25 protein-coding genes are annotated in these 21,014 nt (G+C 49.9%); 9 read left to right on the top strand and 16 right to left on the bottom strand.

Annotated features, from left to right (window positions below):
- The first annotated feature begins 156 nt into the window (after positions 1–156).
- Entirely contained in the window at positions 157–609 is a 453-nt protein-coding gene (locus CRN96_RS08960; RefSeq protein ID WP_097041322.1) for a hypothetical protein, read from the top strand.
- Positions 610–638: 29 nt separating this feature from the next.
- On the opposite strand, the gene CRN96_RS08965 is transcribed toward CRN96_RS08960, so the two are convergent.
- Both CRN96_RS08965 and CRN96_RS08970 read right to left on the bottom strand, forming a co-directional pair.
- Positions 639–1,172, bottom strand: coding sequence for a hypothetical protein (locus CRN96_RS08965; protein WP_097041324.1), 534 nt, complete (start codon positions 1,170–1,172; stop codon positions 639–641).
- Positions 1,173–1,313: 141 nt separating this feature from the next.
- Positions 1,314–2,420, bottom strand: a complete 1,107-nt coding sequence (locus CRN96_RS08970) for a M24 family metallopeptidase (RefSeq protein ID WP_245844602.1) — start codon at positions 2,418–2,420, stop codon at positions 1,314–1,316.
- A gap of 106 nt (positions 2,421–2,526) precedes the next feature.
- On the opposite strand from CRN96_RS08970, the gene CRN96_RS08975 reads away from it, so the two are divergent.
- Positions 2,527–3,132: a hypothetical protein gene (locus CRN96_RS08975; protein WP_097041328.1), complete on the top strand. Its 606-nt coding sequence runs from the start codon at positions 2,527–2,529 to the stop codon at positions 3,130–3,132.
- A gap of 37 nt (positions 3,133–3,169) precedes the next feature.
- Here CRN96_RS08975 and iadA read toward each other — a convergent pair whose 3' ends face one another.
- The 11 genes from iadA to pta all read right to left on the bottom strand — a co-directional run bounded on the left by iadA (position 3,170) and on the right by pta (position 14,865).
- A complete protein-coding gene (iadA, locus tag CRN96_RS08980) occupies positions 3,170–4,318 on the bottom strand; it encodes a beta-aspartyl-peptidase (protein ID WP_097041329.1) in 1,149 nt (382 codons plus the stop codon).
- On the bottom strand, positions 4,315–6,300 hold the full coding sequence (locus CRN96_RS08985) for a S9 family peptidase (RefSeq protein WP_097041331.1): 1,986 nt from the start codon (positions 6,298–6,300) through the stop codon (positions 4,315–4,317). Before CRN96_RS08985 ends, iadA begins: the two co-directional genes overlap by 4 nt.
- 68 nt (positions 6,301–6,368) lie before the next feature.
- Entirely contained in the window at positions 6,369–7,334 is a 966-nt protein-coding gene (locus CRN96_RS08990) for an ABC transporter substrate-binding protein (protein ID WP_097041333.1), read from the bottom strand.
- 16 nt (positions 7,335–7,350) lie between these two features.
- A complete protein-coding gene (gene argS, locus CRN96_RS08995) occupies positions 7,351–8,997 on the bottom strand; it encodes an arginine--tRNA ligase (protein ID WP_097041335.1) in 1,647 nt (548 codons plus the stop codon).
- Positions 8,997–9,398, bottom strand: a complete 402-nt coding sequence (locus CRN96_RS09000) for a DUF1934 family protein (RefSeq protein ID WP_097041337.1) — start codon at positions 9,396–9,398, stop codon at positions 8,997–8,999. The genes argS and CRN96_RS09000 overlap by 1 nt, the downstream gene beginning before the upstream one ends.
- Positions 9,399–9,583: 185 nt before the next feature.
- Positions 9,584–10,108, bottom strand: coding sequence for a YwhD family protein (locus CRN96_RS09005; RefSeq protein ID WP_097041339.1), 525 nt, complete (start codon positions 10,106–10,108; stop codon positions 9,584–9,586).
- A 12-nt stretch (positions 10,109–10,120) separates the two neighbouring features.
- Complete coding sequence (locus CRN96_RS09010) at positions 10,121–11,425, bottom strand: HD domain-containing protein (RefSeq protein ID WP_425442535.1); 1,305 nt, start codon at positions 11,423–11,425, stop codon at positions 10,121–10,123.
- A 134-nt stretch (positions 11,426–11,559) separates the two neighbouring features.
- A complete protein-coding gene (locus tag CRN96_RS09015; RefSeq protein WP_097041341.1) occupies positions 11,560–11,763 on the bottom strand; it encodes a hypothetical protein in 204 nt (67 codons plus the stop codon).
- A 57-nt stretch (positions 11,764–11,820) separates the two neighbouring features.
- On the bottom strand, positions 11,821–12,999 hold the full coding sequence (locus CRN96_RS09020) for an MFS transporter (RefSeq protein ID WP_097041343.1): 1,179 nt from the start codon (positions 12,997–12,999) through the stop codon (positions 11,821–11,823).
- A 53-nt stretch (positions 13,000–13,052) separates the two neighbouring features.
- Positions 13,053–13,880: a lipoate--protein ligase family protein gene (locus CRN96_RS09025; RefSeq protein WP_097041345.1), complete on the bottom strand. Its 828-nt coding sequence runs from the start codon at positions 13,878–13,880 to the stop codon at positions 13,053–13,055.
- Entirely contained in the window at positions 13,873–14,865 is a 993-nt protein-coding gene (gene pta, locus CRN96_RS09030; RefSeq protein ID WP_097041347.1) for a phosphate acetyltransferase, read from the bottom strand. Before pta ends, CRN96_RS09025 begins: the two co-directional genes overlap by 8 nt.
- A 138-nt stretch (positions 14,866–15,003) precedes the next feature.
- Between pta and hemQ the strand changes: the two genes are divergently transcribed.
- From hemQ to CRN96_RS09045, 3 genes are all read left to right on the top strand, one after another.
- Entirely contained in the window at positions 15,004–15,750 is a 747-nt protein-coding gene (gene hemQ, locus CRN96_RS09035) for a hydrogen peroxide-dependent heme synthase (RefSeq protein WP_097041349.1), read from the top strand.
- A gap of 251 nt (positions 15,751–16,001) precedes the next feature.
- Entirely contained in the window at positions 16,002–16,229 is a 228-nt protein-coding gene (locus tag CRN96_RS09040; RefSeq protein WP_097041351.1) for a hypothetical protein, read from the top strand.
- Positions 16,230–16,393: 164 nt separating this feature from the next.
- Positions 16,394–16,633, top strand: coding sequence for a ferredoxin family protein (locus tag CRN96_RS09045; RefSeq protein ID WP_072710409.1), 240 nt, complete (start codon positions 16,394–16,396; stop codon positions 16,631–16,633).
- A 113-nt stretch (positions 16,634–16,746) separates the two neighbouring features.
- Here the strand turns inward: CRN96_RS09045 and CRN96_RS09050 are convergent, their stop codons facing one another.
- From CRN96_RS09050 to CRN96_RS09060, 3 genes are read right to left on the bottom strand one after another with little or no spacing between them, the layout of a single operon-like run.
- On the bottom strand, positions 16,747–17,109 hold the full coding sequence (locus CRN96_RS09050; protein WP_097041354.1) for a DUF423 domain-containing protein: 363 nt from the start codon (positions 17,107–17,109) through the stop codon (positions 16,747–16,749).
- A 19-nt stretch (positions 17,110–17,128) separates the two neighbouring features.
- Complete coding sequence (locus CRN96_RS09055) at positions 17,129–17,404, bottom strand: DUF5327 family protein (protein ID WP_097041356.1); 276 nt, start codon at positions 17,402–17,404, stop codon at positions 17,129–17,131.
- Complete coding sequence (locus tag CRN96_RS09060) at positions 17,401–18,054, bottom strand: uracil-DNA glycosylase (protein WP_097041358.1); 654 nt, start codon at positions 18,052–18,054, stop codon at positions 17,401–17,403. The genes CRN96_RS09055 and CRN96_RS09060 overlap by 4 nt, the downstream gene beginning before the upstream one ends.
- 116 nt (positions 18,055–18,170) lie before the next feature.
- On the opposite strand from CRN96_RS09060, the gene thiD reads away from it, so the two are divergent.
- The 4 genes from thiD (at position 18,171) to folE2 (ending at position 20,994) form a co-directional block, all read left to right on the top strand.
- Positions 18,171–19,001, top strand: a complete 831-nt coding sequence (gene thiD, locus CRN96_RS09065) for a bifunctional hydroxymethylpyrimidine kinase/phosphomethylpyrimidine kinase (protein WP_097041360.1) — start codon at positions 18,171–18,173, stop codon at positions 18,999–19,001.
- A gap of 63 nt (positions 19,002–19,064) precedes the next feature.
- The gene (locus tag CRN96_RS09070; protein ID WP_097041362.1) at positions 19,065–19,424 is read left to right on the top strand and encodes a DUF1806 family protein; all 360 of its coding nucleotides are present in this window, start codon (positions 19,065–19,067) and stop codon (positions 19,422–19,424) included.
- A 12-nt stretch (positions 19,425–19,436) separates the two neighbouring features.
- The gene (gene bshB2, locus CRN96_RS09075; protein WP_097041364.1) at positions 19,437–20,105 is read left to right on the top strand and encodes a bacillithiol biosynthesis deacetylase BshB2; all 669 of its coding nucleotides are present in this window, start codon (positions 19,437–19,439) and stop codon (positions 20,103–20,105) included.
- 10 nt (positions 20,106–20,115) lie between these two features.
- Complete coding sequence (gene folE2, locus CRN96_RS09080; RefSeq protein ID WP_097041366.1) at positions 20,116–20,994, top strand: GTP cyclohydrolase FolE2; 879 nt, start codon at positions 20,116–20,118, stop codon at positions 20,992–20,994.
- Positions 20,995–21,014: the final 20 nt, after the last annotated feature.

The following is a 21,014-nucleotide window of genomic DNA, read 5'->3' on the forward strand; positions in this document are numbered from 1 at the left end:
TTTTTACCGAAGGGGATTTAAAGCAGGCCCAAGGTACAATTGAAGCCCTTTAAATATTTTGATTTTTCTAAAAATTATCTTTATATTTATTTCGGTTTATGAGATAATTATGTATATACATAAGCAAAATAAGGGGGAGCAGGGAGGAGGAACATTATGAAAGGTTTTTCCTTGGGGATGCTGATGTGCCTGGCAGTCTTCATGGGCGGATGCAGTGAGGACGACTTCACCGGGCGGACGTTCACGGTCATCGATTCAACAAACTTCCTGGGGACGGAAACGGAATCCGCTTCAGAAGATGCGGGAGGGGAACTGTTATCTCTCACATTCGATTCGGGGGAGGTCATCATCCATTCCGCAGAGCATTTGAAAGGGGAATATACTGCAGTGGATGATCAGCTGGAAATCACTCTTGTGGATCATCAGGGGGAACTGCTGCTGGTATTCTCCGATCTCGCTTCAAGTGTCGAGAAGGATGTGAAGTACACGGCTGAAATTTCCACTGTGGACTACTCTCTCGCCACCGAAGGCGAACTGGCAAAGCTCAGGCTCATTGAGATGTACAACCGGGAAGGCATGATGGTCTTTTTTGAAGAAACGGGAGATTGACGAAAAAAACGACCCCGCCGGGGTCGTTTTCATCTTTCGATCTTCCAGTTCAAGTGAAAGCGCACATTCAGCACCGTGCCTGAGTCGGCTATGGTGATCGCGCCCTGGTTTTTTCCGGCAAGGAAGTGATTTAAAATATGTTCACGTTTTTCTATCACTTCATCATCAATCTTTTCACCAATGTCCGCTTCACACTCCGCCTCGAGAGGTTTGAATATATAAGGCGATTCTTCAAATTCGTAAAGCTCCATCGCTCCTGAATTCCATGAACTGTCCAGATAGAATGTCTGATGATGGGCACAGATCAAATCCTCATACAGCTGTTCCGAAATCTCCATTTTGCGGAATGTTTCTATGCCATCCTCTTCATCGCATAAAGTCGCAAAATACCGGCCTTCCTCCTCTTCAATGGAAGATGGTTTCAGATTTTTGATCTCAGAATAGTTTTCTCCGCGTATACCTTCAAGAAGTGCTCTGTATATTGCGATATCAGAATCATTTTCGACTGTCATTATGAAGTTGTTAAAATCATCCAAATGATACATATGACTTTTATTCATCATGAGTCCGATCCTCCGTCCATTTATTTCAACCACAGTACATTATACATTATTTCACAAGAAATTTACACCGATAAGCAATGTTTTTACCCATTTTTCCAAAAAAAAACCGGCCGCAACATTCACATTGCGGCCGATCATCCTTTATTTCTCGAGTATTATCTCTTCGATACCTTTTGGAAACTTGTTGAAATTATGCGTCCCCTCTTCACCGATGTAGAGGGCATCCTCAATCCTAACACCGCCGAAACCCGTCTGATAAATGCCCGGTTCAATCGTCACCACATGGCCCGGCTCAAGCGGATCTTCATTTTCGCTGTCGAGTGAAGGCTGTTCATGCAGTCCGTAGCCGAGGCCGTGGCCGATGCGGTGTGTGAAGTAATCCCCGTATCCCGCTTCGATGATCACATTCCGCGCTGCAAGGTCGACTTCCTTCATCGGTGTACCGTGGACGGCCGCTTCGATCCCCGCAAGGTTCGCCTCAAGTACAGCTTCATAAATCTCACGCTGCTGGTCCGTCGGCTCCCCGATGATGAATGTGCGTGTCATATCGGAGACATACCTCGACTCCGTGACGACACCGAAGTCTATCAGCAGGAAATCCCCCGGACGGACTTCAGTATCACCGGACTCCCCGTGGGGCAGTGCCGAATTCTCTCCGGTGAGGACGAGCGGGCCGAATGAGACGTCTTTTGCACCGTATGACTTCAGCTTCCCTGTCAGGAAATCCGCAATCTCTTTTTCAGTTTTACCGATGACGCCCGCTTCCGTCAGATCCGACAGGGCCCTCTCCGTCATATCGACCGCTTCCTGCAGCTCTGCCTTATCCTCCTCATTTTTGATGCCGCGCAGCGCGTTGACCGCCGGGTCGATTGAAAAGATGCTTTCAGCGGCATATTCATCGAGCAGTTTCATATATCTTTCATACACGAAATGACTGCCTTCGATGCCGATCGATTTCGTCTGCCCGCGGGCAAACTGATCGAACAACAAACTGAACGGGTCTTCCCCGTCGCGGTGCGGCAGATGGTTGACGACCGTCGCCGTCTCATTCACGATCTCCTGGTCGAGCGCCGGGTAAAGAATCGTCGTCTCTTCAGTCTCCGTATCTATGATGAGCGCAAGGAGCCTTTCGTGCGGTTCGATGAAGCACCCTGTAAAGTAGAAGATGTTCACCGGCTCAGTGAGCAGCACAGTATCCACTTTGACACTTGATGCAAGCTTTGAAACTCTCTCTTTATATATCGACATTGATTTCCTCATCCTTTGCTTTTTTGTTTGCACGGGACCTTCCAGTTATAAATAAAACCTCGCCGTGGTATGATTTAAAGTAATGTTATAACGAATGGTGATGAATATGAAAAGATTTTACCGGTTCTTCAACGGACTGCATTCCAGGATCAATGAAAATTTCCAGCTGCCGCTGTTCTATTCTCTGGCGCTGCTGACCCTCTATACGATCATTACCGGATTTGCCGCTTATTTGATCAATTACGGCGTGATCGGTGAATCCGATGAATTGCTGAGCGACAATTATCCCGTTGTGATTTTAAGAATGATCATTCTCCTTCTTTTCATCAACTTCAACATCATCTATTTGTACCTCTTAGTGCGTTATTTTAAACAAAGGAAAGTCCCGCTCCGTGTAATCTATTCGTATTATGCAGTCTTTGCGACGTTCCTGTTCATGCTGTCCATCATCCTGTTCTTCGCCGTCCTGTTTTCCTATTACGTGCTCGGCATGGGGACGGACCACATCCTCCTCATCTTCGGACTTGCGATTCTGATCATATTGACGGGTGCGAACCTGTACCCGGCCTATTTCCTCTTCCTTTCCCTGAAAGAGGAGCCGGTCGACGTCTTCTGGGCGATCATCCTCTGCATAATAGGCATTCATATATTCAGTTATGTGCTCTTCAACATATGGAACAGGATCCATATCTTCCAATTGTGGGTATCCTGAAAAAACGGCCTCGAGGGCCGTTTTTTCATCCGGACTTTCATTCGAAAGTGCTTTTTACGATCGTCTTCCCGTATTGCCTGAGCACTTTCCCTTTCGCGATGACGGTGTCCAGCCTGAAGCCTTCATCGAAGAGCAGGAGATCTGCATGCATATTTTCCTTAATGCGCCCTTTTTCATGGAGCTGCAGGACCGATGCGGTATTTTGGGTGACGATGCGGAACACTTCCCCTGTACTGAGCACCCCGCTCTCATGCAGTGCCTTCACGCTGCCGGTGAGGGTCTCGAGGGCCGCCACTTCGAGCCTCTGAAGATCCCCTGCCGCATCGAACACAGGCAGGCTGCCGTTGCCGTCGGAGGAGAGCGTGAGACGTTCCATATCACCGCCTGCAGCCTTGAACTTATCTACGTCAGCAGTGATACCCTCTCCGGCGGTCATATCCACATAAGCACCGAGCTTCGTCAGTTCAGCCGCCTCTTCAATCAGGGCATCAGTACGGTTGACATGTGTCGGGTAGATATTATGCGCCGGCAGGTCATACTCCTCTATCAGTGCCTTAAGCTGGCTGAGCCCCGCTTTGCCGCCCCCCGTATGGAAATGCGTCACCCCGGCCTTCCCGGCCGTCATGCCGCCCACCCGCGTTTCCGCCACAATTTTTGCGAGTTCCGCTGTCGTGGGCTGGCTCGACCGGTGGTCGGAAATCGCAATTTCCGCCGTACCGATCACTGCATCTATCAAATAAAGGTCGCGCTCTATCGTCCCGGTGATCGTCGGCGGCGGAATCTGGTAATTCCCTGTATACATCAGGGCGGTGATGCCTTCCGATGTCAGCGCCTTCGACTTCGCATAAAGTGCCTCAAGCGACCGGCTCGTCTTGTCCGTGCCGATGAGGCCGACAGCCGTGGTGATGCCTGCGTCGATGAACTGCCCGATGTGCGTTTCAGGGGTGCGGGTGTGGTAGCCGCCTTCCCCGCCGCCGCCGATCAGATGGACATGGGGATCGATGATGCCCGGGGTGAGCATCTTCCCTTCCCCCGAGATGATATCGACCGTAATGTCCAGTGCCAGGTACTTCTCGATATCGGTCTCCCTTTCAATGAGGGCGATCCGCCCGCCGATGATGACCACGTCATTTATGCCTGAATATTCGGGTGCGAACACATCAGCACCTGTAATGATGGTGATCATGATTCATCATGCTCCAGATATTCATCGAACCATGAAGTCAGATGCTTGAGCCTCTCGATCCGCAGGTTCGGCCTGCCTGTACGCGACAGGTTATGGTCTGCTGCGGGAAAGCGGATGAATGACGTCTCTTTCTTTTTATATTTCAAGGCGATGAACAGCTGCTCCGCCTGTTCCACCGGACAGCGGTAATCATTCTCACTGTGCAGTATCAGCAGCGGTGTTTCAATATCATCCACATACTTGATCGGCGAATGGTGCCACATCGTTTCAATATCGTTGAAATCGGCTTTGATCTGCCAATCGCTGAAATAATAGCCGATGTCGGAAACACCCCTGAAACTGACCCAGTTGGAGATGCTGCGCTGCGTGACCGCCGCTTTGAAGCGGTTTGTATGGCCCACGATCCAGTTCGTCATGAAGCCGCCGTATGAACCGCCCGTCACACCGAGGTTGTCCTGATCGATCCACCCATATTTTCCTGTGATATGATCCACACCCGCCATGATGTCTTTGTAATCACCGTTGCCGTAATCGCCCCTCACAGCATCGACGAAAGCCTGTGAATAGCTGTGGGAACCGCGCGGATTCACATACAGCACAGCATAGCCTCTGGCGGCGAAGACCTGCATCTCATGGAAGAAGGTGTTCGCATAAAATGCATGCGGTCCGCCATGGATATTGGTCACCATCGGATACTTCCGGCCTTCTTTGAAACCGGCGGGCTTCATGAACCACCCATGGACCACCGTGTCATCGAAGCTCTTATATTCCACAGCTTCCGGCTTCACGATATCCGTCGCCCCGGCATATTCCTCATTGACCGACGTCAGGGGTTCAAGTCCGCCCCCCTTCAAGTCATAACGGTACAGTTCGCCGGGATGCTCCGGCTTTGAAATCGTGAGGTATGCATAGTTCTCATCCGCATCCATCCCATGTATATGATGGGCATCCTGGAGCAGCGGTGTGAGACTGCCTTCAAGACCCCCCCGGTACAGGTTGACGCTGCCCATTTCAGAGACAAGGAAGAGGAATTCATTTTCCGAGATCCAGGCCGTCGGATTCATCACGGTCGACTGCTGAGTGTCATGCGCCACATAGTCACCGACCGGCTTGTCCAGCTGCTCTGTGAGCTCAGACCACTTCCTGCCTTCAACATCATAAAGGGCGATATGTGCATGCGTTGCATTTTCGAATTCACGGCCGATGTGCGTGATCAGCAGATGCGCTTCATCCGGACTGACATCCACCTTAACGATGTACCCTTCATCTTTTGCGATCTCTTCGCTTTCCGCACCGCTTCTTTTAAGGTACAGTTTTTCCGAGAAATTGAAGTCCCTGTCCTCGCTTTCATCCGATGAGTAGATGATCGTGCCGTTCGACATCACGGCATGCAGTGTGAAGTTCTCCTCGCCTGACAGGAAGGTTTCTGTTTCCCGTGTTTTTAGATCCAGGGACTTCACAGCCTGGTATTTCTCCTTGACGAGCCCGATGCTGTCGGCCTTATATTTCATGCGGTTGATGACGACGGGTTCCGGGAACTTCTCTTTATCCTCTTTCTTCTTCTCTTCAGCTTCTGCCAGCTCCTCCTCTGTTTCCGGGACATTCGAGACATGATAGAAAATCCTGCTGCCGTCACTAGAAAACAGCGCGCTCGCCACCCCTTCCTTTTCCGCCGTCAGCTGCTCCCTTTCACCGCCGTCCAATCTGATTAAAAACACCTGCGGCTTGTCATGCTCGCCTTTGGCGATGAAAAGCGTGTGTCTCCCTTCCGGAGAATGCCTCACGTTGGAGATGCGCTCCTTTTTATAGCTCAATTGGCGGCTGCCGGAATCGTCATGCTTATAGAGGTTCGTCACGTAAATATTTTCTTCCTCATCCAGATGGGTCACTGAATATGTAACTGCGCCACCCCCCGGCACCACCACGGGTGAAGCCACCGACTTGATGCTGAATATATCTTTGATATCCACTTTTTTCGACACAAAAAATCCCCCTTATCAGTTTCCTACATTTTAACACTAATAAAGGAGCGGTTTGAACAGAAAGGTATTCAGTTTTCAAGACATTCTGACAATTCCGTCATGCCCTGTGTAATTCTTGGACCGGGTCTTGTGAGGATATCCGGATCAACGGCACACTGCCGGTCTTCCGATTGTATCGACAGATTATCAACGCCGCGGAAGTTCGCCACTTCTTCACTCAATTGCTCCGCGCCGGCACCGCTCGCGGAAATGATGTAGTCCGGGTTCCTGTCCAGTATTTCCTCATAACTCACACTGACGAACCCCTCCAGGTCTTCGAATATATTTTCAGCCCCGGCTTTTTCGACCACATCATGGAGGAATGTCCCCCGCCCCGCCGTATACATTTCGGGCCCGCTGCTCACCTGCAGGAAGACGGTTCCGCGGTCCGGCGCCTCTTCCGTGACCGCCGCAAGATCCGCTTCAAATTCCGCTGCGGCTCGACGGGCTTCATCCGGTGCGCCCAGAAATTCACCGGCCGCCATCATCGTTTCCGGAATCTCATCGACCGTTTCCACTTCTTCCAGGAAGATGACTTCTGCACCGGTGGCTGCCGCCGCATCTTCAAGCACACCGCCATGGACGCCATATGAGGCTTCATGGGATAGAATATGCGTGGGGTCCAACGCCATGAGCTGTTCCACATCAAACTCGAATGCATCGAGCCTTTCGACATCCGGATCGCTGATCAGGCCTTCAGGATATGTATCTACGGTGGTGATCCCGACAACCTCCTCTTCCAGTCCGAGAGCTGCGAGTATTTCAGTGTTGCTCGGGATCAATGAGACGATCCTTCTTTCAGGGGCAGAAAAAGACTCTGAGCTATTCAGCTCAGAGCCTCGGTCACTGCTTAAATTCGAATCTGAAGATGTTGATTCCTGCTGCTCGGAAAAATCATTCTGCTGTTGCTGCTGTTGCTGCATCATCATCATGCCGCAGCCTGATAAATTCATGACCAGGAAAAGCATGACGACTGTTTTGACGACCTTCCTCATAAGCACGCTCCTTCAATCACATTTTTTCCGGCGCGGATACGCCCACAAGATTCAGCGCATTCTGCAACGTCTGTCTGACCGCCTCTATCATCAATAAATATGCACGGGTTTTGTGATCATCCTCACCGAGCACTTTTTCAGCATTATAGAACTTGTGGAAAGTGCTGGCAAGCTCCTGGATGTAAGTCGTGACCCTGTGGGTCGCACGATGCTCTGCCGCACCTTTGATGACATTCGGGAATGCCGCCATCTTCTTGATGAGATCGAGTGCCTGTTCGTGGTCTATGATGGAAACATCCGCATCTCCGGCCACTTCATGCCCCTTCTCTTCCGCCTGCCTTAAAATGCTGCAGATCCTCGCATGGGCATATTGCGCATAGTAGACAGGATTATCGTTGGATTCCGATTTCGCCAGGTCCATATCAAAATCAAGGTGTGAATCGGAACTCCTCATCGCGAGGAAATAACGGCATGCATCGACGCCGATCGTATCGATCAATTCACGCAGCGTGACCGCTTTTCCGGTACGCTTGCTCATCTTGACTTCCTCACCATTCTCTATCAACCGTACCATCTGCATGATCTTTATTTCAAGCATTTCGGGATCTTTGCCCAGTGCCCCGAGGGAGCCTTTCAGACGGTTGATGTAGCCGTGGTGGTCCGCTCCGAAAATATTGATCAGCTTGTCATAACCCCGCTCGACCTTGTCGTAATGGTAGGCGACGTCGGGCATGAGGTATGTGTATGAGCCGTCGCTTTTACGCAGTACCCGGTCCTTATCGTCGCTGAAATCGGTCGTACGAAGCCACAATGCACCTTCGGCCTCATACGTATAACCGTTCCCCGTCATCACCCGAAGGGCCGCCTCGACTTCCTTGTTCTCATACAGTGAGGTTTCACTGAACCAGTTGTCGAAATGGACATTGAAGTCAGCCAGATCCTTCCTCAGCTTCTCCATCTCGTAGTCCACGCCGAGTTTCCTGAACATCTGTATGCGGTCCTCTTTCGTCGTCTCGATCAGTTCCGGATTTTCCTCAGCAAGCTTTTCGCCGATCGCTTTGATGTCTTTACCCATGTAGCCGTCTTCAGGCATGATGAGTTCCTGCCCGAGCGCCTCAAGGTAGCGTGCATCGATGGAGAGGGCCAGGTTATCGATCTGGTTGCCCGCATCATTGATGTAGTATTCACGTTCCACATCATATCCTGCAAAGTCCAGTATATTGGAAAGCGTGTCGCCGACACTCGCATTCCTCGCATGCCCGATATGCAGATCACCCGTCGGGTTTGCGCTGACGAACTCCACAAGCACCTTCTGTTTCCCGTCAGGATTAGAACGTCCGTATGCTTCGCCGAGCTCCAGCACCTGTGGGACAATCTGCGTCACCGACGACTCGTCCATATAGAAATTTATGAAGCCGGGTCCGGCGATATCCACTGATTTCACATTCGCTGCGGAGTGATCCAGATTTTCAACGATGGCAGAAGCGATGTCCCGCGGATTCTTCCTCGCCTGTTTTGTCAGCGTCATCGCAACATTCGACGAAAAGTCCCCATTTGCCTTATCTTTCGGGGTCTCTATTTTAATTTCAGGTACTTCATCCACAATCCCGGATTTTTCCACTGCTTTTTTCAAGGCTTCCAATAAGCCGGCTTTTAAATTCATCAATAACCCTCTCTTTCCAATTTATAATGATAATTGCCCAGCAGCTGACCCTGCTCATATAAATCATACTCAATGATGACGCGGTCGCTTTCAATGAGCAGTGCTTTCGTGTACAGCTTGAAATGATGGCGTCCCGCCGCTGATTCATAAAACGTATCCGTCATTTCACCTTCGACGAAAGTGAACTTCATGCTGACGATCCCGCTTCTCTGGATTTTAATGAAGTCATCACCGATGCGCAGGACGACATCCAGCCGGTGACCTTCCATATCTTCCCGGTACTTCAAATACCGGTCGCGTTTTTCAATTTCCGTAACTTCGATTTTCTGGGCGAATGAGCGGTCTTCCCCGCCCACCCGGAAGTTCTGCGTGAGTAAAAATTTTGATGTTTCACCTTTCATATCATCACCTGCAAGTAAGGTAGATTATAACATATTCAGACATTAAAGAAATCGGTGATAAAAAAAAGACAGGGTGTCCCCTGTCTTAGTGTCCCAGTTATATTTTATATAACTATATAGTATTTTATAGTCGTTCAGGGAAATCTGCAACCTTCATTTATAAAAGACACAATTCAGACAAAGTTTCAGTCATCTTTCATTACTTCCTGCAATTCTTTGGAATTATTCCACATTTCCTCATTATGGGCTTGAAGGAATTTCTTCAGGGAGCTTCTGCTTTCCTTGTCCATTCCATCGAGGATGATTTTGCCTTTCATGGAACGGTCCATCTGGTTCACATGCTCATGCATCAGTTTATATCCGCGCTTCTTCGTCTTATTGATGGATTCATAGCACACGGTCAGCCCTTCGTACACCGGCCCGTCCTTTGTGCGTTCGACGGTCACCCAGACCAGCCAGAACCGCCTCTCCCCCTCGCCTTTCGGTGCTTCAGGGTCAGTCACCCATTTGACGCGCCTTTCAACCTCGGCACGTCCATGAAGGCCCCCGATATCTATGAACACTTCCTGGGTGTCGATGTCGATGTAGACCGGCGCAACATTCTCCACACTGATCATGCCGAAGTTCTGGCCCTTATGGCCGGTCAACGGGTCATCCTTGATTATATTGAACTGGAATCCCGGCTTTTTTTCATTGGAATCATTTGACATTGTATCCTGCTCCTATGCTAATTGATTCAATATATTGATTATTTCACCTTTGATTTCAAGGTCTTCGATCGCTAATATCTTCTCTTTCGGGTAGTATAATTTCGATTCCATACGGTGCACGCCCGTGATGGAATTGATGATCGCCGACTGGCTGCTGATTTCCCTGAGCTCCCCGTTGTCCTTCTTGAGATGTATCGGCTTCCGGTTGTTCTTTGCCCCCGGACGGTCGTAATCATAGGGCAGATCCGAGAACGAGTCGCTGAAAATATAGTACTCGGGCTCGATGCCCGCCCTTCTGAACAGATCTTCGAGCTCGCTTTGGGTGATGAATGAGCCATCAAACGGCAGATATTTGAACAGCTCACGGTTGACGAAGCGGTTGGCGAGATCGGACAATACCTCATCGTCTTCATTAATCCACTCCTGCAGATAGAAATTGACGACCATCTCATCCAGCCGCAGATAATCATCGACGGAGACATCCTCTTCAAAGAACGGGATGAAATATTTGGGCGCCTGTTTGAATTCATGCCCCTTTTCATACAGATGCTTTGCACGTTTCAAAGCGAGGTTCAGGAGCACTTCTCCGCCCCTCGAGACGGGATGGAAGTAGACCTGCCAGTACATCTGATACCGGCTCATCAAATAATCCTCCACCGCATGCATGCCGCTCTCCTTGATGATGACCTCCTCTTTCGAGGGCCTCATCACACGGAGTATCCTCTCCATGTCGAACCGGCCGTAGCTGACGCCTGTATAATAGGAGTCCCTCTGCAGATAGTCCATACGGTCCGCATCGATCTGGCTTGAAATCATGCTGATGACAAGCTTGTTTTCATGCGTCTGATCGATCACCTGTGCGACTTCACGCGGAAAATCCGGGCTCACACGCTTCAGGACTTTATTGACGTCCGTATCTCCGAGTATGATTTTACGTGTATATTCCTCATGATCGGTATGGAATATCTTTTCAAAGCAATGGGAAAAAGGACCGTGGCCGAGGTCGTGCAGGAGGGCGGATGCCAGCGCAAGCAGGCGGTACCGCCCCTGCCACTCCTCATGTTCCTTGAAATTCTCGGTCATCCGCCTGACGATTTCATATACACCGAGTGAGTGGTTGAAGCGTGTATGTTCCGCGGAATGAAATGCAAGATACAGCGTCCCCAGCTGTTTGATCCTGCGGAGGCGCTGAAATTCCCGCGTTTTTATCAGGTCCCAGATCAATTGATCGCGGACATGGACATACCGGTGCACCGGGTCCTTAAAGACTTTTTCTTCAGCCAGCTGCTTTTTTGCATACGGCACTTCTGTCAACATGATCGTCTGCCTCCTTCGCCTTCAGTTTCCATATTATCATACCTCTTTATATTAAGTGCAACTCCCGCGCCTCTATCTGGTGCGCGGACGTAAAAATACGGCGGGGGCAGTACGCCCCCACCGTAAACATTCTTTTATATATGCCGTTCGCGCTTCTCGCTCTTCTGTTCCTGGACATCTTCCTCACGCTCGGCATCTTCTTTTATCTCACCGCTCGGCGGCTGGTCCGGGGGCACCTGTTCCCTGACTTCATCCCCGTTCACCTTTTCCTTCTCTTCCAGTTCCGCCTCGTCTTCACGTGTTGTCATCCGTTTATGCTCATCATTCTTCTTATCCATTTGATAGCGCCTCCTTTTCCTTAACACTTCAATTCCCAAAATACATGGGAGGCTAAACTATATTTCCTGTTTTTTTTCATGTCTGCCGTAAACAGCATGGAAAATGACCAGGCCTGCCGCTATGGAAAGGACGAGCAGCTGGTACAGTCCGCCGTAACCGGTGAACGGCACGATCATTCCGAGAAAGAAGGGGCCGAAGCCGAGACCGATCTCAAGCATGATGAAAAATGTTGAAGTCACAAGGCCGACATTCTCCCTTTTCGCGATCTTCACGCATACCGCCTGGGCGACCGACTGGAAATTCCCGAAGCCGAGGCCGATCAGGAAACCGGCAAGCAGGAGCACTCCCCCCGCCGCTGCCTGGCCGAGCGTGAAGAATCCGGCGGCCATGATGATGAAGGCCGGATAGATGATGACATTTGCCCCGTATTTATCAAGCATCCTGCCCGTCACCGGGCGCGTCATCAGGATTGCTGCGGAATAGACAAGGAAGAACATGCTTGCGGCGGTGACCAGATCCAGCTCGATCGCATACAGGTTCAAAAAGGACAGCACCGCAGAATACGCGAGTCCCATGAAAAGGACCGAAAAGCCCATCGAAAGCACATCCTTGTCGATCATCACGAACCTGCCCCTCGGTGCACCTTCCGGACGCATCGTGTTATTGATCCTGATCAGCGGCAGCATCAATGAAACCGCGAGCACGGCAAGGCCGATGCAGGTGAGCATCGTATTGAAGCTGATGTGTTCAAGTACCAGGAACGACAAAAAAGGCCCGACTGCCGAGCCAAGGACCATGCTCAGGCTGAAGTAGCTGATGCCTTCGCCGCGCCGTTCCGGCGGGACTGAAACCGTCGCAAGCGTGTTCAGCGCGGTGCTGATCACGCCGGTTGCGATCCCGTTCAGAAGACGGACTGCAATCAGGAAATAAAGGCCGCCGTCTATGAAGTACAATGCATATGTAATGAAGAAGAAAACCGTCCCGATATACATGATCTTCTGTGCACCCATGTTGTTGACCTGGTAGCCGGTGAGCGCGCGCCCGGCCAGCACCCCGACGATGAATACACTCGCCACGAATCCAGCGGTGGCGGGCGCCGCACCATAATTCTCAATTGCCGTGCTGCCGACCGTCACCAGCGTCGAATACATCGAAAACATGACGATGAAATGAAATAAGAATATGATGATGAACTCCGGCGTCCAAATTTTCGCCCTGTATTTACTTTTAGACAATGCGTCCACTCCTTTACTGCAACCACAAAAACCAGTAACATGCCGTTACTGGTTTAAAGGTCTGAAAATATCCTGCTGTCGAGGGCGCCCCTGATATCCTCGTTGCGCCTGATCATCCGCCGTACATATTCCGTGTACCTGCCGTCGAATTCCTCAGGCAGTGTGCCGGTATTTTCCCGGTCGATCTTCAAGACATCCAAAAACTTATCAAGCATCTCATCCACGGTCCAGCTTTTTCCAAGGAGTTCATTTAAGGAAGCCATGACATCCGGCTCTATATCCGGGTACTGGAAGCGTGTCTCCGCATCCTTTTTTGCATGCCGGTAAAATTCCTTCATGACTTCCGCCCGCGCCGCCCCGCTTCCCGTGACGCACAGGTAGATCTGAACGGCGACCCCGTCCCTGATCCGCCGCTGGGAGATGCCGGCGAATTTCCTGCCGTCTATGCTCAGATCATAACTTCCGGGGCAGTAGCTCCCGTGGATTTCATATGCTTCCACATCTGCATCGTCCAAAGCACTCCGGACCAGGCCGAGCATCAGATCGTAGCCGTCATCTATCGAGGGCGAATGGCTTTTATTCATGATGAGCGAGATATTCAGCACCCCTTCATCAAGTACGACGCCGAGTCCCCCGCTGTTCCTGACTATGTAATCGTATCCCGCTCCGGATAAATATGCGAGGCCGTCATGGAGGTGCGGCAGCCTGGCATCATGCAGTCCGAGGATGACGAAAGGATCATGGGTCCACGCCCGGAATTTGAAAGATCCGTCGCTGCTCACGGTTTCCTGAAGGGCGTCGTCAATCGCAAATGAATGGTACGGATGCGGCGTCACTTCAGGCGGGATGTAATCCCATTCTGCTTCAAAAAATTCATTCATGGCCGTTCTTCAGTGCCAGTGCCTGTGTTGCGGTGAACAGTGCAAGGTTATACACTTCGTCCGTGGTGCAGCCGCGGGACAAGTCGTTCACCGGCTGATTGAGGCCCTGCAGTATCGGACCGTATGCTTCAAAACCGCCGAGGCGCTGTGCGATTTTGTACCCTATGTTTCCGGCTTCGAGGTTCGGGAAGATGAAGACATTGGCATTGCCCTGGACTTCGGAATCCGGTGCCTTCTTCTCGGCGACACTCGGGACGAATGCTGCATCGAACTGGAATTCACCGTCGATTGGGACGTCCGGGAGTTTATCCTTGGCATACTGTGCAGCCGTCCTGACGCGTTCGGTCTCTTCGGTCTTCGCCGAGCCCTTCGTCGAGAAGCTGAGCAGTGCCACCGTCGGATCCACATTGAAGCTCTGTGCGGTCTTTGCTGTTTCGACCGCCACTTCCGCCAGTTCCTCAGCGTTCAGGACCGGATTGATCGCACAGTCCCCCATGACATACAGCTCATCTTCGCGCAGCATGAAGAAGATCCCGCTCGTGCGCGAGACGCCGGGCTTCGTCTTGATGATCTGCAATGCCGGACGCACAGTGTGCGGCGTGGAGTGCATGGCACCGGAAACCAGCCCGTCGGCTTTCCCCGTATAGACCATCATCGTTCCGAAGTAATTCACATCATTTATGATGTCGTCAGCCTGTTCTTTCGTCACTTTGCCGTTCCGCCTTTCGACGAAAGCGTCCGCAAGCTCTTCCTTATCATCACAGTTTACAGGATTGATGATCTCCAGGTTTTCAATATCAAGCGACTTTTCTTCGGCAAGCGCCCTGATCTCATCATGGTCCCCCAAAACGATGGGATGCACATAATCTGTCTTATTCAGTTCAATTGCCGCTTTCAATATTCTGCCGTCAACACCTTCAGGAAAAACGACTCTGACGTTTTCCCCTTCCAAGTTAGCTTTTAGTTTATCTAAAAATTGACTCATGGTTTCCTCCTTGAAAAGCCTATGTACGAAATTATTATACCTTTTCTGTCACAATATTTCATCCTTAAATACTTTTAAAACGTTTTCAGTTGGAGTAGAATAGATATGATAACAATTAAAAAAGAGAGGTTTTTTAAAATGAGCGAAGCTGTTTCAACACTGGATGGATGGTGGAGTCTGCATTTGCTGTACAATGTCGACTGGACTTCATTGAAAACCCTGGAAGAATCAAAAAAAGACCATTTGATCGCTGAACTCCAATCTTTCCTGGAGCGGGAGGAAGAAGTTCATAAAAATAAAGAAGGCAGCTATTCATTTTACAATGTGACCGGCCAGAAAGCGGACATCATCCTCTGGATGCTGCGTCCGACCATTGATGAATTGAACAAACTGGAACTGGAATTCAATAAGCTCGGCATCAGGGACTACCTGATCCCGGCCTACTCATATGTATCCGTAATTGAGATGAGCGGATATCTTGCCAAGGAGTCGGATGAAGACCCGTATGAGAATCCTTATGTCCAAAGCCGCCTGTACCCGGAAGTGCCGAAGTCCAAGTACATCTGCTTCTATCCGATGGATAAAAAGCGCGATCTGGATGACAACTGGTATATGCTTCCGATGGAGGAAAGACGCCGCCTGATGTATGACCACGGCATGATCGGCCGCCAGTATGCAGGCAAAGTCAAGCAGTTCATCACAGGCTCACAGGGGCTCGACAAGTATGAATGGGGCGTGACTTTATTCTCCGATGATATGCTTGAATTCAAGAACATCATCTATGAAATGAGGTTCGACGAAGCCTCTGCACGCTACGGCATATTCGGCGACTTCTATGTCGGTGTCCACCTTCCGGCTGACGAACTGTCCGATTTTTTCAAGTAGGCAGATGTTTGAACACCAGGAAAATCGGATATAACACAATGCTGGATTAAATAATTCGAAGGGGTGTTGACATGGGCCGTTTAATAAGGAGACTTGCAATAGTTCTGGCACCTATAATCATTAAGAAAATATTCAATAAGAATAAGTCGGGTAAAAAATAATTTGGAAATGCCGGGTGCGGGGTCATCCGGCATTTTTTATAAATTGTTGCTTCTGATATGATGGACTAAAACAGTAAATGAGGAAAGCTTATGTCATCGAATATCAACAGATCAAAAAGATGGATACTCATATTTACAGGCACTGTAACCTCGGTCGTGGCAGTGCTGTTACTGGTCGTGGGCCTGATTTTCATCATTGCCGAAGGCGACTGGTTCGGGCTCGCCATAGTGATTTTCGGGCTGATTTCAATCTGGTTTGCACAACGGGAATTCAAGGAATATATGCAGCTGAAGAAAGAAGCGGATGAAATGAGGTAACGGGGTTAAATTACACGGCACGGGTCAGCCTAAATGTGTATTTTAACCGAGTTTCCAGAAATGGTTTGAAAAATGTCCGGGATTCACTTACTATTCAATTATAGCCGGATTTAAACGAACCAAATTTAAGTGAAGGAATCCATAGATTGAAGGAGGTAATTCAAATGGCATTTGTCATTACCCAGCCGTGTATCGGTGAGAAAGCAGGAGACTGCGTTGATGTCTGCCCGGTCGACTGCATAGAAGAAGGCGAAGATCAGTACTTCATCGACCCGGATATCTGCATCGACTGCGGTGCATGTGTTACGGTCTGCCCTGTAGAAGCGATCATCGAAGAATACGATATGACGCCGGAAGACGAGCCGTTTTTCGAAAAAGCGAAGAAGTTCTACGGCCTCGCATAATAGATGGAAATACTTATGGCCGGACCTCACAGAGGTCCGGTCTTTGTTTTGCCGTAATTCAGCCGGACTTTCCCAAAATAAAAAGCCGCACCCCGAATGGATGCAGCCAATGCTCAAATCCTCGCTATTCCAATGATCACCATCACCCAGGCAGCGAGGAACAGTACGCCGCCGATCGGAGTGATGGCACCGAGCACCGAAATACCTGAGACCGCGAGTATATACAGTGATCCGCTGAAAAATATGATGCCTGCAAACATCAGCCACCCCGCCGCGTTCATCGGCATGTCCGTGAGCCCGATCAGGATCCCCACCGCGATCAGCCCCGCTGCGTGGAACATCTGATACTGCACTGCCGTTTCCCATACGCCGAGGTAGTGGTCGCTGATTTTCCCTTCGAGGCCGTGTGCCCCGAATGCACCCAGTGCGACTGATATGAAGGCGTTCACTGCCCCCAGAATTACAAATAATTTCATTTCTCTTTACTCCCTGCTGTTAAAAATCAAAAATCGAATTGTCCGTCCGTTTTTCTTCAGGCGGCCTGCCCTCTTTTTTGCTGCCGCCCATCATTTCAAGCATTTTTTTATCCTTATCCGTGAGGTCCGGCTCCGCTTCTTCCGTTGCTGCGCGGGTCGTGCCCGGCCCTTCCGCCTTCAGTAGGCTGACCAGCGTCTCGACTGCATACAGATGCTTCTCGAACTCATGGGGCAGGCTTGAGACTTCGAGCATATGGAGCTCCGACTTTATCTGGCTGATGATCTCACGCTTCACGTCCGCTCACTCCAGTCCACCGGCGTCCGCCCGTTTTCCTCCAGGTATTCGTTCGTCCGGCTGAACGGCCTCGAACCGAAGAATCCCCTATATGCGGATAAAGGGCTGGGATGCACGGATTTTATTATCAGATGTTTTGAGCCGTCTATGAGTGCCTCTTTTTTCTGGGCGGGTTTGCCCCAGAGTATGAACACGACATTTTCAAGCTCTTCGGACACCACCTTGATCACGCTGTCCGTGAATTTCTCCCAGCCAAGCCCGCGGTGTGAATTCGCTTCATGCGCATCCACGGTGAGGACCGTGTTGAGCAGCAGCACGCCCTGTGCCGCCCAGTCTTTCAGGCTGCCGCCTGTGCGTCTGATCCCGAGGTCCTCCTCAAGCTCTTTATATATGTTCCGGAGTGACGGCGGGATCTTGATGCCTTCATTCACCGAGAAAGCAAGTCCGTGCGACTGCCTTTCCCCGTGGTAGGGATCCTGGCCGAGTATGACCACCCTGACATTTTCAAATGATGTCAATTCGAATGCCGTATATATTTCATCCCTTGGCGGGAAAACTTTGCCGTTTTCATATTTATCCTCCAACACCGCTTCCAGTGTGCTGAAATCATGTTCTTCCTTTATTTTTGCGAATACTTCCGACCATTCCATTACATCACCTCTTTTAAAATTCAATTATACCATTCAAGTAAGCAATGCTCTAGAATTACAGCGTCAAATATAGTAAAATATCATTATTAATCTATTAGAGGAAAAGAGGAACTTTTATGCAGCTTCAAAAGACCCTGACCATCGCGGGTACGGACGTCAGCGGAGGCGCGGGTATAGCCGCCGACCTGAAAACATTCCAGGAACATGAAACTTACGGGATGTCCGTCATTGTGACCACAGTGACGATGGATCCAAAAACATGGTCCCACCGGGTATTCCCTACGGCTCTCGAAGTCGTGGATTCACAGATAGAAACAGCTTTATCCATTTCACCGGATGCCATCAAGACCGGTATGCTGCCTTCGGAGGAAGTGATTGAGAGGGCGAAGACAGCATTCCTGAACAGCGGTGCAAAATTCTTCGTCATCGATCCGGTCATGGTCTGTAAAGGTGATGATGAAGTGCTCAATCCGGGTCTTGTGGATGCGATGATCGAACATCTGCTGCCGCATGCAACGATCGTCACCCCGAACCTGGTTGAAGCGGGCCATCTGACCCGCCGCAAGACACCCAAAACACTGGACGAAGTTAAAGAATGTGCAGTGGAGATCGTAAGGCAGGGTGCACAGCATGTCATCATCAAAGGCGGTACAGGCATCGAGGGTGACAAAGCGATTGATGTATACTATGATGGTGACGAATTCCACCTTTTGACAACCGAGAAGATCGATGCATCATACAACCACGGTGCAGGATGCACATTCGCTGCAGCAATCACCGCAAAGCTCGCCAAAGGTGAAACACCTCTTGAAGCTGTACGGTCAGCCAAGGCGTTCGTCACTTCAGCAATCAAGAACGGCTGGAGATTGAATGAACATGTCGGTGTCGTCAGACACGGCGCAGCGAATACAGTGGAAGAAATCAAAGTAAAAGAAGAACAGATTTAAAAGAGATAGCCTGCCTATCTCTTTTAAATTGAATTCATATGCAGAAGTGGGAGTGGCATTTTAATGGAGAAGATTGACCGTGAGAAAGTGCAGGAAATACTGAATCAATATCAGGACCGTCCTGTCTATATACACGTTGAGATCACAAGTGGGGTCTACGCGGACCACTTGGACGAGAACATCTTTAATGCAGGCACATTCCTGCGGAACATCCAGGTCGAGTTTGTTCAGGGTGCCATCCGGGGCGGCAGGAACGGTCAGTACCGTGTCGGATTGAAGCTTGTGAACGGCGGATGGATCTATGTACTCGGCCTGACGCACTATGTCATCAACGAGAATGATGAATTCATCATGCACGGCTTTGATCATGAAGGGAAACTGGCCAGTGCTTTGGAAATATCTTCTAATGAGTTTTTCAAATAGGAGGAAATCGGAATGGAAAAAGAAAGACATGTTTTAGTCGTCTTCCCCCACCCGGATGATGAGGCATTCGGTGTCTCCGGCACCATCATGAAATACATCGATTCAGGCGTGCCGGTGACTTACGCCTGCCTGACTTACGGTGACATGGGAAGAAGCCTCGGGTATCCTCCTTTCGCAACGCGGGAATCATTGCATGATATAAGGAAGCAGGAAGTCGAGAAAAGTGCTAGAATAATGAAGCTGACTGATTTAAGGCTTCTTGGCTACCGTGATAAGACACTCGAATTTGAACCGCCCGGCCACCTGGCTTCAGTCATCAAAGAGCTGATAGACGAACTCAACACCTCAAGAATCATTTCCTTCTATCCGGGGTATTCTGTCCATCCTGACCATGAGGCGACTGCGGAAGCCGTTGTGAGTGCTGTAAAGGATATGTCGCCTGAAAAAAGACCGGCCCTCCAGCTCGTCGCTTTTGATAAAGGTACATTGGAGGACCTCGGGGACCCTGACATCATCAATGACATCACCGGCTATGAAGACAGGAAAGAAGATGTGATGGCGGCTCATATTTCTCAGACCGGCCCGCTGCTGAAACGGCTGGCTGCGGACACTGTGGAAGGCCAGGAAACAAGGGAAGCTTATTTAAAGTTAGAACAATTTTACAGTTATGATATAGATTAAGGAGATTATTATGGAAGAATTGGATTTAACGACACGAGAAGGTCGTTTTAAACATTTTGGTTCTGTTGAACCTGTAGAAGGGACCAAGCCAACAGAGAAAGCTGAAATGGCTGATCTTCAAAATTCTAAAAAAGACTTTTTATTTGCAGTTGAATCTGTAGGTATCAATAATTTGAGTTATCCGGTCGTGATTGGTGATTACCAGTCTGTCGGAAACTTTGAACTGGCAACGAGCCTGCGCCGTGAGGAGAAGGGCGTCAACATGAGTCGTCTGCTGGAAGCATTGGAGACGGAGAACAAAAACGGTGTCAGCCTGGACTTTGAAACGCTTGAACAAGTGTTGAAAGTGCTCCGCGACCGCATGCGCCAGGAAAACGCAGAAGTCACTGCAGACGGTAAATGGTACTTTTCCAAACCGAGCCCCGGCACGAACCTGCACGGCATGGCCCACGCAGATGTGAAGTATTCGCTTGCCCTGGACGAAGGCGGACTGACGAGGAAGCAGTTCGGCATGACCGCCATGGTCACGACGCTCTGCCCATGCTCGAAGGAGATCAGTGAATACAGCGCACATAACCAGCGCGGATATGTCAAAGTGCTGATCGATGTCGATCCTGATGCAGAAGTGCCTGAAAACCATAAGGAAATCGTCTATGAACTGCTTGAGATCAATGCTTCAAGTCAGCTCTATCCGATCCTGAAAAGGACGGATGAGAAGATTGTGACCGAACGCGCCTACGAAAACCCGCGCTTTGTTGAAGACCTGATCCGTCTGATCGCCTATGATATTGCCGAACTTGACTGGGTCAAAGGTTTTGAACTGGAATGCCGTAACGAAGAAAGCATCCACCAGCATGACGCCTTCAGCCGCATGAAATATCAGAAATAGCAAAAAGACATCCTTAGGAT

It is taken from the genome of Salinicoccus kekensis, assembly GCF_900220995.1.
Lineage (GTDB): Bacteria > Bacillota > Bacilli > Staphylococcales > Salinicoccaceae > Lacicoccus > Lacicoccus kekensis.

What these genes read in the sequence shown, in the direction of transcription:
- CRN96_RS09070 (WP_097041362.1), top strand. Translation starts at nt 19,065, where the DNA reads ATGGAGAAGATTGACCGTGAGAAAGTGCAGGAAATACTGAATCAATAT.
- CRN96_RS09045 (WP_072710409.1), top strand. Translation starts at nt 16,394, where the DNA reads ATGGCATTTGTCATTACCCAGCCGTGTATCGGTGAGAAAGCAGGAGAC.
- hemQ (WP_097041349.1), top strand. Translation starts at nt 15,004, where the DNA reads ATGAGCGAAGCTGTTTCAACACTGGATGGATGGTGGAGTCTGCATTTG.
- iadA (WP_097041329.1), bottom strand. Translation starts at nt 4,318, where the DNA reads ATGATCACCATCATTACAGGTGCTGATGTGTTCGCACCCGAATATTCA.
- CRN96_RS08975 (WP_097041328.1), top strand. Translation starts at nt 2,527, where the DNA reads ATGAAAAGATTTTACCGGTTCTTCAACGGACTGCATTCCAGGATCAAT.
- CRN96_RS09000 (WP_097041337.1), bottom strand. Translation starts at nt 9,398, where the DNA reads ATGAAAGGTGAAACATCAAAATTTTTACTCACGCAGAACTTCCGGGTG.
- CRN96_RS08965 (WP_097041324.1), bottom strand. Translation starts at nt 1,172, where the DNA reads ATGATGAATAAAAGTCATATGTATCATTTGGATGATTTTAACAACTTC.
- thiD (WP_097041360.1), top strand. Translation starts at nt 18,171, where the DNA reads ATGCAGCTTCAAAAGACCCTGACCATCGCGGGTACGGACGTCAGCGGA.
- CRN96_RS09010 (WP_425442535.1), bottom strand. Translation starts at nt 11,425, where the DNA reads ATGTTGACAGAAGTGCCGTATGCAAAAAAGCAGCTGGCTGAAGAAAAA.
- CRN96_RS09040 (WP_097041351.1), top strand. Translation starts at nt 16,002, where the DNA reads ATGTCATCGAATATCAACAGATCAAAAAGATGGATACTCATATTTACA.
- CRN96_RS09015 (WP_097041341.1), bottom strand. Translation starts at nt 11,763, where the DNA reads ATGGATAAGAAGAATGATGAGCATAAACGGATGACAACACGTGAAGAC.
- CRN96_RS08970 (WP_245844602.1), bottom strand. Translation starts at nt 2,420, where the DNA reads ATGTCGATATATAAAGAGAGAGTTTCAAAGCTTGCATCAAGTGTCAAA.
- CRN96_RS09025 (WP_097041345.1), bottom strand. Translation starts at nt 13,880, where the DNA reads ATGAATGAATTTTTTGAAGCAGAATGGGATTACATCCCGCCTGAAGTG.
- CRN96_RS09005 (WP_097041339.1), bottom strand. Translation starts at nt 10,108, where the DNA reads ATGTCAAATGATTCCAATGAAAAAAAGCCGGGATTCCAGTTCAATATA.
- pta (WP_097041347.1), bottom strand. Translation starts at nt 14,865, where the DNA reads ATGAGTCAATTTTTAGATAAACTAAAAGCTAACTTGGAAGGGGAAAAC.
- folE2 (WP_097041366.1), top strand. Translation starts at nt 20,116, where the DNA reads ATGGAAGAATTGGATTTAACGACACGAGAAGGTCGTTTTAAACATTTT.
- CRN96_RS08960 (WP_097041322.1), top strand. Translation starts at nt 157, where the DNA reads ATGAAAGGTTTTTCCTTGGGGATGCTGATGTGCCTGGCAGTCTTCATG.
- CRN96_RS09050 (WP_097041354.1), bottom strand. Translation starts at nt 17,109, where the DNA reads ATGAAATTATTTGTAATTCTGGGGGCAGTGAACGCCTTCATATCAGTC.
- argS (WP_097041335.1), bottom strand. Translation starts at nt 8,997, where the DNA reads ATGAATTTAAAAGCCGGCTTATTGGAAGCCTTGAAAAAAGCAGTGGAA.
- bshB2 (WP_097041364.1), top strand. Translation starts at nt 19,437, where the DNA reads ATGGAAAAAGAAAGACATGTTTTAGTCGTCTTCCCCCACCCGGATGAT.
- CRN96_RS09060 (WP_097041358.1), bottom strand. Translation starts at nt 18,054, where the DNA reads ATGGAATGGTCGGAAGTATTCGCAAAAATAAAGGAAGAACATGATTTC.
- CRN96_RS08990 (WP_097041333.1), bottom strand. Translation starts at nt 7,334, where the DNA reads ATGAGGAAGGTCGTCAAAACAGTCGTCATGCTTTTCCTGGTCATGAAT.